The organism is Helicobacter sp. 23-1046 (assembly GCF_053654635.1).
The window spans coordinates 650535-664786 of sequence record NZ_JBSIUS010000001.1 but is presented as its reverse complement, the minus strand read 5'-3'; the positions used below and the strand labels follow the sequence as shown (position 1 = coordinate 664786).

General features: G+C 38.9%; 16 protein-coding genes. 4 read left to right on the top strand and 12 right to left on the bottom strand.

Going from position 1 to position 14252, the window contains the following annotated elements; translation table 11 throughout:
• Positions 1-36: 36 nt before the first annotated feature.
• The gene (locus ACWIUJ_RS03200; RefSeq protein WP_454168916.1) at positions 37-2037 is read right to left on the bottom strand and encodes a methyl-accepting chemotaxis protein; all 2001 of its coding nucleotides are present in this window, start codon (positions 2035-2037) and stop codon (positions 37-39) included.
• Between the two features lie 162 nt (positions 2038-2199).
• Here ACWIUJ_RS03200 and panC point away from each other — a divergent pair, with 162 nt between their 5' ends.
• From panC to gmd, 3 genes are all read left to right on the top strand, one after another.
• Positions 2200-3042, top strand: a complete 843-nt coding sequence (panC, locus tag ACWIUJ_RS03195) for a pantoate--beta-alanine ligase (protein WP_454168914.1) — start codon at positions 2200-2202, stop codon at positions 3040-3042.
• A 109-nt stretch (positions 3043-3151) separates the two neighbouring features.
• Positions 3152-4627: a mannose-1-phosphate guanylyltransferase/mannose-6-phosphate isomerase gene (locus tag ACWIUJ_RS03190; RefSeq protein ID WP_454168912.1), complete on the top strand. Its 1476-nt coding sequence runs from the start codon at positions 3152-3154 to the stop codon at positions 4625-4627.
• Positions 4628-4751: 124 nt separating this feature from the next.
• A complete protein-coding gene (gene gmd, locus ACWIUJ_RS03185) occupies positions 4752-5861 on the top strand; it encodes a GDP-mannose 4,6-dehydratase (protein WP_454168911.1) in 1110 nt (369 codons plus the stop codon).
• A gap of 25 nt (positions 5862-5886) precedes the next feature.
• Here gmd and ACWIUJ_RS03180 read toward each other — a convergent pair whose 3' ends face one another.
• The 8 genes from ACWIUJ_RS03180 to exbB form a co-directional block, all read right to left on the bottom strand.
• Positions 5887-7053: a glycosyltransferase family 10 domain-containing protein gene (locus tag ACWIUJ_RS03180; protein ID WP_454168909.1), complete on the bottom strand. Its 1167-nt coding sequence runs from the start codon at positions 7051-7053 to the stop codon at positions 5887-5889.
• A 50-nt stretch (positions 7054-7103) separates the two neighbouring features.
• Positions 7104-8204: a DegT/DnrJ/EryC1/StrS family aminotransferase gene (locus ACWIUJ_RS03175; protein WP_454168908.1), complete on the bottom strand. Its 1101-nt coding sequence runs from the start codon at positions 8202-8204 to the stop codon at positions 7104-7106.
• A 49-nt stretch (positions 8205-8253) separates the two neighbouring features.
• The gene (locus tag ACWIUJ_RS03170) at positions 8254-8859 is read right to left on the bottom strand and encodes a class I SAM-dependent methyltransferase (RefSeq protein WP_454168906.1); all 606 of its coding nucleotides are present in this window, start codon (positions 8857-8859) and stop codon (positions 8254-8256) included.
• Positions 8856-9272: a hypothetical protein gene (locus ACWIUJ_RS03165; protein WP_454168904.1), complete on the bottom strand. Its 417-nt coding sequence runs from the start codon at positions 9270-9272 to the stop codon at positions 8856-8858. Before ACWIUJ_RS03165 ends, ACWIUJ_RS03170 begins: the two co-directional genes overlap by 4 nt.
• Before the next feature lie 38 nt (positions 9273-9310).
• Positions 9311-9904, bottom strand: coding sequence for a dTDP-4-dehydrorhamnose 3,5-epimerase family protein (locus ACWIUJ_RS03160; protein ID WP_454168902.1), 594 nt, complete (start codon positions 9902-9904; stop codon positions 9311-9313).
• Between the two features lie 84 nt (positions 9905-9988).
• Positions 9989-10651, bottom strand: coding sequence for an energy transducer TonB family protein (locus ACWIUJ_RS03155; RefSeq protein WP_454168900.1), 663 nt, complete (start codon positions 10649-10651; stop codon positions 9989-9991).
• Positions 10623-11003: a TonB system transport protein ExbD gene (gene exbD, locus ACWIUJ_RS03150; RefSeq protein ID WP_454168898.1), complete on the bottom strand. Its 381-nt coding sequence runs from the start codon at positions 11001-11003 to the stop codon at positions 10623-10625. Before exbD ends, ACWIUJ_RS03155 begins: the two co-directional genes overlap by 29 nt.
• Positions 11004-11054: 51 nt before the next feature.
• Positions 11055-11483: a TonB-system energizer ExbB gene (gene exbB, locus ACWIUJ_RS03145; RefSeq protein ID WP_454151855.1), complete on the bottom strand. Its 429-nt coding sequence runs from the start codon at positions 11481-11483 to the stop codon at positions 11055-11057.
• A 184-nt stretch (positions 11484-11667) separates the two neighbouring features.
• Between exbB and ACWIUJ_RS03140 the strand changes: the two genes are divergently transcribed.
• Positions 11668-12168 (top strand): hypothetical protein, encoded by a 501-nt coding sequence (locus ACWIUJ_RS03140; RefSeq protein ID WP_454168896.1) that lies wholly within the window; start codon positions 11668-11670, stop codon positions 12166-12168.
• A gap of 171 nt (positions 12169-12339) precedes the next feature.
• Here ACWIUJ_RS03140 and ACWIUJ_RS03135 read toward each other — a convergent pair whose 3' ends face one another.
• From ACWIUJ_RS03135 to dcm, 3 genes are read right to left on the bottom strand one after another with little or no spacing between them, the layout of a single operon-like run.
• The gene (locus tag ACWIUJ_RS03135; RefSeq protein ID WP_454168894.1) at positions 12340-12714 is read right to left on the bottom strand and encodes a hypothetical protein; all 375 of its coding nucleotides are present in this window, start codon (positions 12712-12714) and stop codon (positions 12340-12342) included.
• 12 nt (positions 12715-12726) lie between these two features.
• A complete protein-coding gene (locus ACWIUJ_RS03130) occupies positions 12727-13230 on the bottom strand; it encodes a HaeII family restriction endonuclease (RefSeq protein ID WP_454168892.1) in 504 nt (167 codons plus the stop codon).
• A gap of 24 nt (positions 13231-13254) precedes the next feature.
• A complete protein-coding gene (gene dcm, locus ACWIUJ_RS03125; RefSeq protein ID WP_454168890.1) occupies positions 13255-14250 on the bottom strand; it encodes a DNA (cytosine-5-)-methyltransferase in 996 nt (331 codons plus the stop codon).
• Positions 14251-14252: the final 2 nt, after the last annotated feature.

Below are 14252 nucleotides of genomic sequence, written 5' to 3'. Positions count from 1 at the left end.
TTGAGATTCTCCCCAACAAAACACCATTTTATTTCTTTAAATCTTAAATCTTGCAAGTGATTGGCTAATATCCTCTGTTTGTTGTTTAAGTTTATATTGCGTATCTTGCATTTGTGTGTTTATCCTTGCAAGCTCTTTAGCAAAAATATCAATTTGTTGCCCGTTGTCAATAAGATTAGAAACATTACTATTTACAACATTGCTCATTTCTTGAGAATCTAGTGATTTTTGACTTGCCTGTGTGATAGATTGTGAAATGACATCAATATCACCCTGCATTGTCTCAAAACTTTGTGTGAGAGTATCCATCGACTTGACATTTGATTCTATTTGTGTATTGATTTCTTCAACTGACTGCACCACGCTCTTAATCACTGCACTTGTTTCACTTACACTTTTTGTGGTTTTTTCAGCGAGTTTTCGCACTTCATCAGCCACTACGGCAAACCCTCGCCCGTGCTCTCCTGCGCGTGCTGCTTCAATAGCGGCATTAAGGGCAAGGAGGTTTGTTTGCTCAGCAATATCTGTAATCATTGAAAGCACATTTTGAATATTTTGTGCTTCCTCTGCAAGAGAGCGAATCTTAAGCGCGCAATCTTGCTCCTTAGTTATGCTTTCTTGGACTTGTTGCCCAATATGCTCTACGACTTGTTTGGTGTTTTGCATATTATTTAAGACTTCTTGGAGTTGCTCCTTAGTGCTTAGCGATAGTTCAATGCTTTTATTGAGTAATTCGCGAGATTTTTCTCCTAAATTTGCATTATCTTGACTAATGTGTTCAATCTTATTGGTGTTAGAATCGAGCTCTTTTGAGACTTCATTTATGGTTTTTACCACTACTTGGTTGTTTTTAATCGCACCTAAAATATCTTTAAATATGTTATGCACATAGCGCAAAAATGTATTGAGTGAGCCTGCCATTTTACCTACTTCATCGCTAGATTTTATTGTTATCTCCTCATTAAGTGCTTTATTGTTGGTAATGTAGAAAAGTTTATCATTCATCACATTAAGGTTACTCAAAATATTTTTCGTAATAATCACACACAATGCGAGCGTAAGCACCAACACAACAACCTCTATGGTTAAAGATTGCCAAAAACTTGCACTCTGTTGTTCATAATCACTTTGAAGCGCAAGTTTAAGATTATTTACCACACCATCTTCTATATCTTTTAAAATATTGATTTTTTGCGTGATAGTATCAAACCACACCTTTGCTTCTATGCCATATTCGCCCTCTTTATACTTTTGTTTGATAATTTGGCGCATTTTTTCAACTTCTTCAAAACTTTGATTGTGTAAAGATTTTTCAAATGCCTCGATACTTTTTGTATCACTAAAATCCTTAAAAGCATTATTGTATGATTCTTGTTTGGCAAGCAAACTTATAAAGGTATTATACTGCGTATCACTTGCTGGAGATTTACCCGCAAATATAGCGTTTGCTGTGGCACGCTCTAAGCCCGCACTCTCTTTGGCTTGTAAAAAATTGAGATAACCAAAAAGCAATCTTGTAATATCACCTTCTTCTATGAGCCTTGTTGATTCTACAATGCTGTGAAGTAAGTTTGTTATTGTGCCTGTATAAAAGCCAATGGTTTGAGGCAAAGCTGGCGTTTGACTTATAGAGTTATCAGCATTTGAGCGCACAGATTGCAAATCCTTTAACCCATCTAAACTCTTTTGTAAAATTGCCTTGTATCCTACGCTTAAATCCTTAGAATCTTCCACGCTAGTTTGTAAATTTAAAAGCGCGTTATCGGTAAGTTTGCGTTGCTCTTTTAATTCATTTGCAAAATTATTCCCCCTACTGCTTAAAAATCCTGCACTCAATCCTCGTTCTTTTTGCATTTCGTGGACCAATAAAGAAAGTTTTTCTGATATTGTGATTTGCATTTGAAGTTGTTTAGTTGTTTGAAGTTGTTGTTCTGTTTGATAAAGCGAGCCAAGCATTACAACCAACATTGCAAAAAGTGGCAATAATACAAGCAAGAGAATCTTAATTTTAAGTGAAATTTTATTAAGCAATGCCATAGCAAACTCCTCAAAAAAAGTAATACACCAAACAAAGTATCCAAGCATTATAGCAAAATTTATATCACAAATAATACTATCTTTTTGTTATTGATAGTTTTTAAGCTTTAGGCAAGGCATAAAAGTTGCTAAATTCCTACTCAATTCAACAAAGGGGCTTTTATGCGACTTTTACGCACCATTAAAGAAGTGAGAGATTTTAGGATAGAGTGTCAATCATTAGGTTTAGTGCCGACAATGGGCGCACTACACAATGGACACAAAAGCCTAATGCAAGAATCTCTAGCCAATAATTCTCATACTTTAGTGAGCATTTTTGTCAATCCCACACAATTTGCACCAAATGAAGATTTTGACACTTATCCACGCGACTTGCAAAAAGATTTAGACCTTTGTGAGAATCTTGGTGTAAGCGCGGTATTTGCACCAAATATAGAAGAAATCTACCCACTAGATTCTCATAGCCTTAGTGCGCACGATGAAACCACCCTAAACCCGCCCCGCACTATGGGATATATTTTAGAGGGATTTAGTCGACCGAGCCATTTTGCAGGTGTTTTGCAAGTGGTATTAAAGCTCTTTAACCTCACAAACCCAACTCGTGCGTATTTTGGCAAAAAAGATGCCCAACAAGTCCTCCTCATACAAAAAATGGTGCGTGATTTATTCTTGCCCGTTGAGATTGTGCCTTGCGAGATTGTGCGTGATGTCGATGGGCTAGCTCTAAGCTCACGCAATGTCTATCTAAGCCCAAAAGAGCGAGAATCTGCGCTATGTATCCCAAAATGTATTGACCTTATCGCCTCACAGATTCAAAACGGCATAGAAAATGTCGCCACGCTTGAATCAATGGCAAGAGAATGCTTGCGTGAAGTAGAGTTAGAATACGCGAGGTTTTATTCACACACACTTAAACCCATACAAAAAGTGCAAAAGACAAAAAGCATTTTTCTTATCGCAGTAAAAGTTGGCAAAACACGATTGATTGACAACTTGTGGTATTAGATTCTATAAATCCAAGATTTAATAATGTGTTATTTGCTTATGTGCTTTGATTTTTAGTTATAATTTCTACCTAGGTTTATCAATACTTTAAATTCTTTAGGAACAAATAATGACAAATCTTATCCTTTGTGGTGGTAGTGGGACGAGGCTTTATCCGCTCTCGCGTGGCAATTTCCCTAAACAATTTTTGCCCCTTTTTGAGAAGCAAAGCCTCTATGAGCTCACCCTCAAGCGCAATGCCAAAATCTGCCAACACACGATTATCGCGGTAAATAATGAGCAGTATTTTTTAGCCCAAAATCTTTATGAAAATCTCTGTGAGGGTGAAAAAATCACGCCAAATGCGCATTTCCTCGTAGAATCAAAAAGTTGCAACACTGCCCCTGCGATAACGCTATCAATCCTTAGCCTACTAGAAACTAGCATTTCCCAAGACCAAATCGTGCTAATCACGCCAAGCGACCACTTAATCCGCGATGAAAATGCCTACAAACAAGCCATTCAAAAAGCTAAAGACTACGCACAGCAAGATTTTCTCGTGTGCTTTGGCATTACGCCAAAAGCAATAGAAACGGGCTTTGGCTATATCCACGCTGGCGCAAATGATGAAGTGAAAGGATTTTATGAAAAGCCAAGCTACAAGCAGGCAAAGGAATTTATAGAATCTGGAGAATTTTTCTTTAACGCGGGGATTTTTTGCTTCAAAATCAGCGCGTTTTTAGAGCAGATGAAAATTCACGCCCCAAAGATTTTGCAAGAATGCCAAAAAGCACTAAACCACACGCTGCAAAGTAACACAAACCAAATTAGGGGGGGGGCAAATAATAAAAACAAACAAGGCGATGAAAGCGCGCAATCTCGCACGATAAAAATCGCTGATATGAGCGCAATCCCCGCAGATAGTATCGACTACGCGCTAATGGAAAAATGCAAAGCCCTAAAATGCGTAAGCGTAGATATGGGCTGGAGCGATTTGGGGAGCTTTGATAGCCTCTATGATGAACTCGCAAAGACAAATGCCGATGAAAATGCCAATGTCGCCCCGCAGGATTCTATTTTATTGCAATCAAAGGCAAATCTCTTTGTAAGCAGTAGCCAAAACAAGCGCGTTTGCGCGGTGGGCGTAGAAAATCTCATCGCCATAGATTCGCCTGACACGCTTTTGCTTTGCAAAAGAGGAGAATCCCAACAAGTAAAGCAAATCGCCCAAATCGCGCAAAAAATACAAAACAACGATGAGTGCTACCATACCATAACGCGCCCTTGGGGGAACTACACCGTCCTAGAAGTCGCAAATGGCTACAAACTCAAACGAATCGAAGTCAAGCCAAACAAGCGTCTAAGCCTACAAAAGCACTACCACCGAAGCGAGCATTGGATAGTGCTAAGCGGGAGTGCAACCGTAACCATAGAGGGCAAAACCCAGCTAGTGCGGGCAAATGAAAGCGCATACATACAAATGGGGCAGGTTCATCGCCTAGCAAACGAGGGCAAAATCCCCCTTGTCATCGTAGAAGTCCAAGTGGGGCAATACACGGGCGAAGATGACATCGTGCGGATAGAAGATGACTTTGCGCGGGGCTAGAGCAAAAAGATAGAGGTTTGCCAAATGCGTGGCTTTGTGAAAAGATTAGTTTGATAAAGCGCGTGCAAAATCTTAAATGGGCTTGAATTTGGCTTTAAATTTTAAAATTTAAAAAGGAGCATAGATGAAAAAAGCACTTATCACAGGGATTACAGGGCAAGACGGCGCGTATTTGGCGGAATTTTTACTCAATAAGGGCTATGAGATTCACGGCATAAAGCGCAGATCTTCGCTCTTTAACACCGATAGAATCGACCATATTTATCAAGACTACCACGAGCAAAATTGCAATTTTTTCCTGCATTACGGCGACTTGACGGATTCGATGAATCTCACGCGCATTATCCAAGAAGTGCAACCAGATGAGATTTACAATCTCGCTGCGATGAGCCATGTAGCCGTATCCTTTGAGACACCAGAATACACCGCAAACGCCGATGGCATAGGGACTTTACGGATTTTAGAAGCGGTGCGGCTTTTGGGATTGACAGACAAAACTAAAATCTATCAAGCCTCCACAAGTGAGCTTTATGGGCTTATTCAAGGCTGTCCGCAAAATGAAAAAACGCCATTTTATCCGCGCTCTCCGTATGCGTGCGCGAAGCTCTATGCGTATTGGATTACGATAAACTACCGCGAGGCGTATAATATTTTTGCAAGCAATGGGATTTTATTTAACCACGAAAGCCCCATTCGTGGCGAGACATTCGTAACGCGTAAAATCACGCGTGCAGTGGCAAAAATCGCGCTTGGTTTGCAAGAAAAACTCTATCTTGGGAATCTAAGCTCTAAGCGCGATTGGGGACACGCAAAGGACTATATCGAGGCAATGTATTTGATTTTGCAACAAGAAGTGGCAGAAGATTTTGTCATCGCCACAGGCGTTACTACCGAAGTGCGTGAGTTTGTGCGAAAGGCATTTGAAATTGTTGGTATCGAAATCGAATTTATCGGTGAAGGCGTAAATGAAAAGGGCATCATAAAGGCGTGTCGTGGCGACTACAAGCTAGAAAAAGGCAAAGTCGTAGTCGAAGTAGATAGCGGATATTTTCGCCCCACAGAAGTGGATTTGTTGCTAGGCGACTCTACCAAAGCGCGACAGAAGCTAGGCTGGAAGCCAAAATATGACTTAGATTCGCTTATCAAAGATATGATGCAAAGTGATTTGAAGCTAATGCAAAAAGATAAATTTTTGCAAGACAATGGCTATAAGATTTTGAGATATTTTGAGTAAAATCCGCGCGTTTATAACGATAAACTTATTGTGAATTGCGGAATTTATCGCGGATATAGTTGCGTAGTTTTTTGAAAGGATATTCGATTACTCTTTCGATTTTGCGCCGTTTTTCTCTTTGTTTTTTCTTTTTTGCCTGATATTTGCGCTCATTAAAATGTATATTCAAACGCTCTCCATATTTGATTTGTTTTTCCTCTTTTGTGAAAATATTATCAAAAAAATCAACAAACATTTTTTCACTTTTATAGATAATGGTTTGTGTGGTTTGCTCGATATTTTCCGCACTCCAAATATCATTTTGCCCACCCTCGTTTGCAAATTTTGCGCCCAAAAATTCCTCCAAACATTCCGCACGAAAAATAGGCTCTTTTCGCATTGCTTCAAACGCACCATTATCGTTATCAATGCGCTCTATTTCGCGTATCGCTGAATCTATGCTATCAAAATTATGCACATTGATAAAGGCTTTGGGATTAAACACAGGGCGAAATCTCGCGTATTTTTCATCGCACAAACTCTCATCGCCCCAATAAATCGGCACACACCCAGCAGAGAATGCTTGGAGGATTTTTTCTGTTACATAGCCTTTTTGAGATGAGTTTTCAAAACAAAGGCTAAATTTATATCCCTTTTGCCACTCTCTTTTGCTTGTGCTAAAATCGCCACATCTATCGCCGATAGGACCGCCGATATTGTTTTTCCACCTGCCACCCGAATCTACTTTTTTATATTCACAAAGTTTTTCAAAAAACTCACCGCGGATTTTATCAGCATCGCCATTTGTTACCATAAATGAGCAAAATTTTTTTCTTTTATCGTTAATCAAATGCTTTTTTAATGCGAATCTTAAATCATCTTTATGCAGAAAATAATACGGATACGACAAACAACGCTCACCAAAATCCATAAGATAGGTGCTTATACCATAATCAGCGAGATTCCAATCTATCGCTATATTTTCCCAAGCGACACAAATCCGCACACAATCTTTGCTATACTCCAAATACGAATCGCCAAATACATTATAAATTAAATACTTTGGGTTATCACTCCACTTAAACTCATATTTATCGCTCAAATATTTTTGCAAAAGTTGAATAATCCAATTATTACGAAAATTTGACTTATTAAAAATGGAATTATCACTCCAATCCGTTATTGCTAATTCAATTTGCTTTTTAGATTTCATAACTACCCTTTATGTGGATTTTGGTATAAAATTTCGCATTATACATAAAATTAGTTTATAGATTCACCATAAAACTCCCCTATTTTCTCGCAGATATACCCTACTTCATCATCGCTTAGTTGCGTAGCTGAGGGTAGCCATAGCCCTTTTTGCCCGATGAGATTTGAGATATTATGCTCACCGCTTACTTGATAAGCCACTTGCTTATTTATCGGCGGATACATTACGCGTGTGCCGATATTGTTGCGTTTTAAGAACTCTTGGAGTTCCTCTCGCCTCTCACACAAGCTGTCATAAAACCACGGCACCGTGCAACTTAAATCCTGCGCGAAGAGCTCTATGCCTTTGATATTTTGTAAGCCCTTTTCATAAAGCCTATAAATCTCTTTTTTACGCGCGATTCTAGATTCTAACTTTTTCATCTGCTCGATTCCCACACAGGCTTGAAGTTCGGTAAATTTAAAATTATAGCCTATGGTGTCGTGTATGTCATTTCCCCCGCCACTACGCCCGAAGTCTTTAAGTTTGCGGATTTTAGAAGCTAGATTATCGTCATTTGTGATAAGCGCACCGCCCTGCCCTGTGGAGATAATTTTAGGTGCGGAAAAAGAAAAGCTCCCAATCGCTCCCATCGTGCCGATATGTTTGCCATTTGGATAAAATGAGCCAAGCGATTGTGCGCTATCCTCGATAAGAGCGAGATTACGCTCTTTGCAGAGATTCACAAAGGCTTCAATCCCCGCTTTTGGATAGCGTCCATTTGCACTCACTAGCATTATCGCCTTTGTGCGTGGCGTGATAGCCTCCTTTGCCCGCTCTATATCCATACACAAAGTTTCGCGCTCCACATCGACAAACACGGGCTTTGCACCTATCATTTTCACCGAATTTGGCGTGGCTATCATCGTGTAGTTGGGGACGATGACTTCATCACCCGCTTCAATGCCAACCGCCAATGCCCCAAGCGTTAGGCTAATCGTGCCGTTATTTACCACGATACAATGTTTTGCACCCGTGAAATCGGCTATCATTTGCTCAAAATTTTGTGTGCGCTTAAATTCTGTCAAAAAGCCATCTTCGTCCATATATTCGCTTAATGCACGCTTTTCCTCCGCGCCAAACCACGGACGCATTTGCATAATAAATTCCATTTCACTCTCCTTTGCATTTTAAAATTTAAACCCTTTTGCGTTATGTTGCTTAGATTTTTGTCGCTTCGACATTGAGTGAGATTAAAATCCCATTTTCTTTATCCAAATGCGGATAATAGGCTTGTGAGTGGTCATCATAATCCTTGTGAATTGTTTTTCGCCAATCATATCGCCGCACATCACTAAATCCATTAGATTGCAAAAATTCGCTTAAAAGCGTAAAATTCCACACGGTTTTATGATATATCATTAAATCCCCCCCCCCCCCGACAGAATCTTTTGCATTAGAATCGTTGCGATTAGGATTTTGCGCGTTGGCATTTTTCACGCTCATTCTGCCATAGAGCGGTCCTAAAATCTTTGTCAAATCGCCCGTGAGATGATACACTTCGATAAGTTTGTCAAAGTCTGGCACAGCAAGTCGCAATGTCCCGCCTTTTTTAAGCACCCTATGCCATTCTTTAATGACATTTACCGCCTCAAATCTATCAAAATACTCAAAGCTATGCGAACTATAAATCAGCTCCGCGCTTTCATCTTCAAACATCGATAAATCATCAATGCTGCTTTTGTAGTGAATATGTGGCATATCGCATAAATCCACATTGATAAAATCAGGAATATTTCTATGCCAGCACCCAAGGTGGAGTTTCACTGCTCTATCCTCCTTCTATCAAGCTCTGCGCCCACATAAGGACCATTTTTGACTTCTAGCACTTGTGTGCCATTCTCAAGTATGTCATAGCCGTGCGCCCCGCGAAGCATTATCAAAATATCTCCAGCCACCGCTTCAAACTCCTCGACAAAGTTTTCCTTTGTGCCATAGATTCGCGCTTTAATCCGCCCCTTTTTGATAAAAAGCACCTCTTGCGTCCAATACACCTTGCGCTCGACTTCATTATGAATGTGTGCTAGGAGCTTTTTGCCACTATCATAGCCCCAAAATCCCACTTGGATAAACTCCTCATCATTTGAAAAAAAGTTTAGCCCACCATTTTTAGAATCCACGCAATCAGCCTCGCTAATATGCCTTGCTAACACTAAATCGCCTTCTTTTATTTCTCGCATTGTTGCTCCTTTTTACAATTTAAATTCTGAATCTACGCCTATTTTGCGCCCTCACTTGTGCCACGATTCACACTTTGCAAATCGCGTGACGAAAGCACAGGCATAACGCCATTTAGCTCCCAATCAATGCCGATTTTTGCGTCATTATAGGAAAGCGAAAACTGCTCTGGCGCGTCTATATACTCGCCCTCATAAGCCAACTTGTAGTGATAAATCGCCTCTTTACTTCGCACAAAATACGCATTGCCCATATTTGGCGGGATTAAAATAAATTTTTGCGCGTTTTTGCTAGAATCTGTGCTCGTGGCATTTGCACGAATGCAAAATTTCTCATACGCCAAATATGTCGGGCTATCCCTGCGGCAATCCACCACCACTTGCAAAATCTCGCCATACACGCAAGATACGAATTTATACGACTTGCTATCGCCGTGGATTCCACGCAAAACATTTTGGGTAGAGTGCGAGAATTTATCGTGCTTGAAGTAAAGTCCTTTTGGGAGAAGTGCCTCAATTTGCTCTTTTAGAAATGAAGTGTAGATATTGCCACGATTATCGTTAGCAATGCTTGGTGTGATGATATACACGCCTTTGATTTTGGTGGATTCTACAATGCTAAACTCTATCATCACGCCACCTTTTGTTTTAAGAATTCAACAAAAACTCTATTTTGTTTAATGAATCTTAACAAAATAATTCTTAAAAATAGCAAATTCTTAAAGTCTTTTGAGTTTATATTCTAGTGGAATCTCAAGTCGTAAGTTTTTAGTTACGCGAGGGAAATGCTTGGAGGCATCTTTTATCGCCTTGATAGCATATCGATTGAAGTCATCGTGCTTAGATGGACGCACTACGCGTATATTAGTAACCTTACCATCAGTATAGATGACAAATTCTACCAACACTTCATCTTCAAGCCTGCGTTTAACCATCATTGGTGGATGTTTTTGTTTTTTGTTTATTTCTCTTCTAATTTGCGAATACAGCTCGTTGTGCTCACCCTCGTGGTATGTAAGCGTTTCGATTACATCGCCTTCGTTTTGTTGATTTGCTTGGGCTGCTCTTGTTGATTGAGAAGATTCCTCTTGTTGGATATGCTCTTGGATAGGATTTGCCGTGTGGTGAGGTCTTGGCTTAGGTTTATGATGGCGTCTTGGCTTAGGTTTTGGTTCGTGAGAATCTTCATTGCTTGGATTTTGGATAGTCGCAAGAGAGAGCATAACTTCATTCATACCATTTTCTTCTACTACGCTTTGGCGCACAAAATCAACAAAACACAATGCCACAGCTATATGCAATATCAAAGAACATAAAAATCCCACACGCATAGGTGTAAAAAAGCATTCGGCATTATTTTTTTGTTGTGGCAATACTGACATTTTCGTGCCCATTTTCTTTTAAAATATCTGCGATTTGAACAAAAATATCAAACTTCGCATTTTTATCAATCTCAAGTTTTAAAAGCACTTTAGAATCAAGCTCCGCAATTCGTTCCTTGAGAGTGTCTATATCTACTGCCACATTATCATAAAAAATCTCACCCTCCTCTTTGACTGAAAGTGTGATGATTTGAGATTCTGTGGGAGTGCTCTCTTGGCTAGAATTAGGAAGCTCGACTTTTATCTGCCCTTGCGCGATAAAGGTAGAGACGCTTAGCACGATAGCCAAAAGCACTAGCATTACATCAATAAGCGGGATAACATTCAATCCGTCTTTTTTAGGAAGCCTCATAGCATATACTCCATAATTAGCTTTATTCTCATAATTCAATCAAAAATAATATTATTTTTTCTCTTGCCAAATAGCGTAACGATTGAGATATACATCAACTTTGCGTAAAAACACATTATACACAATCAATGTAGGAATCGCTACTACAAGTCCAAGCGCAGTCGCTTTAAGTGCAGTGGATAGCCCTATCATAATGCTTTTGGCATCGAGTCCGCCACTCACTCCCATATCATAGAAAGTTATCATAATGCCAACCACCGTGCCTAAAAGACCGATATAAGGCGCATTTGAATAAATAATATACAACGCGGTAAGATTCTTACTTAAAGCTTCCTCTAACTCTTCTTTGTTTGGATAGGATTGGATATTTAACTTCATAAAAAACAACACACGCTCGATACTAAACCATACAACTAAAAAACTCATAATTCCTAATATGCAAAATATGCAAATATCAATATATTCTTTTAAAAGTTCCATACTTAACCCCTTAGGATTCAAAAATTATCGGGGTATAATATAGTAATTATTCTTAAAAAAATCTTAAAAATAGTCCAAAATTCACATATTTTTCACAAATTGTTGAAGCATTTGTAAAACACAATAATAAAGAAGTTTTAAACGAAGTATAATATATAAAACACAAAAAATTAAGGAACGACAAATGACAGAATTACCGTGGAAAAGCAACATTATAGCCTTTCCTTTATCACGAAAGGATTTTATAAATAGATGGTTGGATTTGGATATTACCGTTTCTGAGTATATTTCAAAAGTCTTGTTAATAGTCGATGACAATGCGCGCAAGGTGTGGTTAAAGGAGCTGGATTCTAAAGCAAAGCAACTTTGCCAACTTAAAGCTAAGGGAAAATTGTCTAACACCATTTATGAGATTATATACACTAAAGTATGTTTTGAAAACCAATACGGATTGCAAGACTATATATTTACACCACTTGTTGAGTATATTGAAAGTCCTAGAAACAAAACAAAAAGCGCATTATTGCGAGAATATGAGTTAGTTGAATTTGAAAAGGATATGAATGCGTTTTTATGCGAATTTATAGAAATAGTGAAATTTTACAAAGAAACACAAGATAAAGCGCATAAAAGTGGAGCTTTGCAGAAAACCCATTATCAAAGAAATCATTGCAAAATACCATAGTAGAAGCTACAAACAATGGAATATGCAAGCGATTGATGACTTCATAGCAAAAAATTAAATATTTTATCCAACAACCACAAAATCTCAAAAATTCCTATTATCCTACTTAATGCTTAATCTAATCAAACAAGCTAGGATTTTTTGTTTTGAGTTTCCATTCGCCTGCCAAAACTAATAGCTATCTTTTTGTATCAAAATCAATTCATCACAGCTAAAAATAGCATTTTCTACAATGTCATCAATTTTGCTTTCTAATTGTTCTTGTGCAGGTTCTGAATCAAAGCTATACAATGCTTTAAAATAGATTTCCCCGCCCTCCAAAAATTCATATTTTTCGGGGCTACTAATCAATGCGATTTTTTCGTCATTATCGCTTGTAGATTCGTTGAGAAAGTCCAAAAATGCTTCAAAAATATCATCGTTAATTCCCCACGCATTTATTAAATTTTCCTCATCTTGCGTAGTTTTTGGCGCAATGTGATTATTTTCATCTATCACAAACACCACTTGTTCTTTTAATTCACCCATAGTTTTTACAATTTCCATTTTGACTCCTTATTAAATTTTAAAAATCTCATCTTGTGGTAACAATTCATATCCCCTGCTTGTTAGCATACTAGGCAAATCCTTTGTAGGTGGAAATTCCTCCATTATCTCTACTTGCAAATTACGCAACACTTCATCACCTAGCAAGTCTTTATATTTTCCTCGCAACGCCTTTTCATACCATTCAACCAAATGCGATTGCGTGATAATGCTAGCGATTTTAGCACCATAGCCTATTTGGGATAAAAGTGAGGCGATAATGTCTTTTTCCGCGTCTTTGCAAACGATGACAACTTTATCGCTTCGCACACCTTGCGTGATATTTTGCGCCATTTCTGCCTCAAGGCTTAAATGTTTGATTTGCACGGCTATGCCAAAATTTGCATACATATCAAGCCCTCTATCTGCTGCGTTTGTAACGCCTACGCGATAAAAATGTGCTTTTTGCGTAATATTAAGATTTGCCCTACTAATGCCAATGATAGATTTTGCAAAATCAGCAAACTCATCTAACAAAGGGAGTTTTTGTGGATTTTGCCATTATACCGCCTTAATCCATACTTTTTGCGTAGCTTTGTGATTTGAATCTTGCATTGATTTTAGCATTTGCCTTGCTACTGCTTCTATCACAGGCACTGCCACGCTATTGCCGATTTGTTTTTTAAACGCGCTATAAGACACGACAATTTTATAGGATTCTGGGAATCCTTGTAAGCGCAACATTTCGCGCTCACTAAGTCTGCGCTCATTATTGACAAGCAAATAATTCGCACTTGCCCCCGCACGAAGCGCGCAAGAAAAATGATGAGGCGTTACACTACCACCGACATTTTCGTGCGTGATATAGGGCTTTGCAATCTCTTTTTTCATTCGTGCTATGCGCAATTTTTTGATTGCCTCGCGGACGAAATACTTTTTATCCACGCGAGATTCTAGAATCTCGCTTAAGGATTTTGCCTTGTGAGAATCACCACCAAGTCCGTAAATCCCGCTAGGAAAAGCAAAGTCTAACTTCTCTCTAAATCCACAAATAATGATTCTCTCGCGCTTTTGAGGCAGTCCAAAATCTAGCGCGTTTAGCACTGCAAAATGCGTAAAATAGCCTAGATTTTGCAACCGTTCTAAAATAATCTTAAAAGTCCTGCCTTTATCGTGGCTTAGTAGATTTCGCACATTTTCTAGTAAAAATGCTTTTGGTATTTTCTCGCGCAAAATCCGCTCGATTTCAAAAAATAGCGTCCCTTGCGTCTCGTGCCTAAAGCCATGCTTTTCGCCAATAATGCTAAAAGGCTGGCAAGGAAACCCCGCACACAAAATATCAAAATGCGGAATCTCACTTGAAGTGATTTGGGTAATATCCCCGCGTGGAATCTCGCCAAAATTCGCCTCATAGCTTTTTTGTGCGTCTTTGTCCCACTCGCTTGAAAACACGCATTTACACCCTGCATTTTCAAACCCAAGCCGAATCCCCCCAAGCCCTGCAAATAAGTCGATAAAAGTAGGTTGCTTTGTGAAGTTTGTTAGCGTGCGATGCATAA

Bases quoted from the DNA above. Each gene is read 5' to 3' on its own strand.
- ACWIUJ_RS03135 (WP_454168894.1), bottom strand. From the start codon at position 12,714: ATGGAAATTGTAAAAACTATGGGTGAATTAAAAGAACAAGTGGTGTTT.
- dcm (WP_454168890.1), bottom strand. From the start codon at position 14,250: ATGCATCGCACGCTAACAAACTTCACAAAGCAACCTACTTTTATCGAC.
- ACWIUJ_RS03200 (WP_454168916.1), bottom strand. From the start codon at position 2,037: ATGGCATTGCTTAATAAAATTTCACTTAAAATTAAGATTCTCTTGCTT.
- ACWIUJ_RS03180 (WP_454168909.1), bottom strand. From the start codon at position 7,053: ATGAAATCTAAAAAGCAAATTGAATTAGCAATAACGGATTGGAGTGAT.
- exbB (WP_454151855.1), bottom strand. From the start codon at position 11,483: ATGGAACTTTTAAAAGAATATATTGATATTTGCATATTTTGCATATTA.
- ACWIUJ_RS03175 (WP_454168908.1), bottom strand. From the start codon at position 8,204: ATGGAATTTATTATGCAAATGCGTCCGTGGTTTGGCGCGGAGGAAAAG.
- ACWIUJ_RS03155 (WP_454168900.1), bottom strand. From the start codon at position 10,651: ATGTCAGTATTGCCACAACAAAAAAATAATGCCGAATGCTTTTTTACA.
- panC (WP_454168914.1), top strand. From the start codon at position 2,200: ATGCGACTTTTACGCACCATTAAAGAAGTGAGAGATTTTAGGATAGAG.
- ACWIUJ_RS03140 (WP_454168896.1), top strand. From the start codon at position 11,668: ATGACAGAATTACCGTGGAAAAGCAACATTATAGCCTTTCCTTTATCA.
- ACWIUJ_RS03165 (WP_454168904.1), bottom strand. From the start codon at position 9,272: ATGCGAGAAATAAAAGAAGGCGATTTAGTGTTAGCAAGGCATATTAGC.
- ACWIUJ_RS03190 (WP_454168912.1), top strand. From the start codon at position 3,152: ATGACAAATCTTATCCTTTGTGGTGGTAGTGGGACGAGGCTTTATCCG.
- exbD (WP_454168898.1), bottom strand. From the start codon at position 11,003: ATGAGGCTTCCTAAAAAAGACGGATTGAATGTTATCCCGCTTATTGAT.
- gmd (WP_454168911.1), top strand. From the start codon at position 4,752: ATGAAAAAAGCACTTATCACAGGGATTACAGGGCAAGACGGCGCGTAT.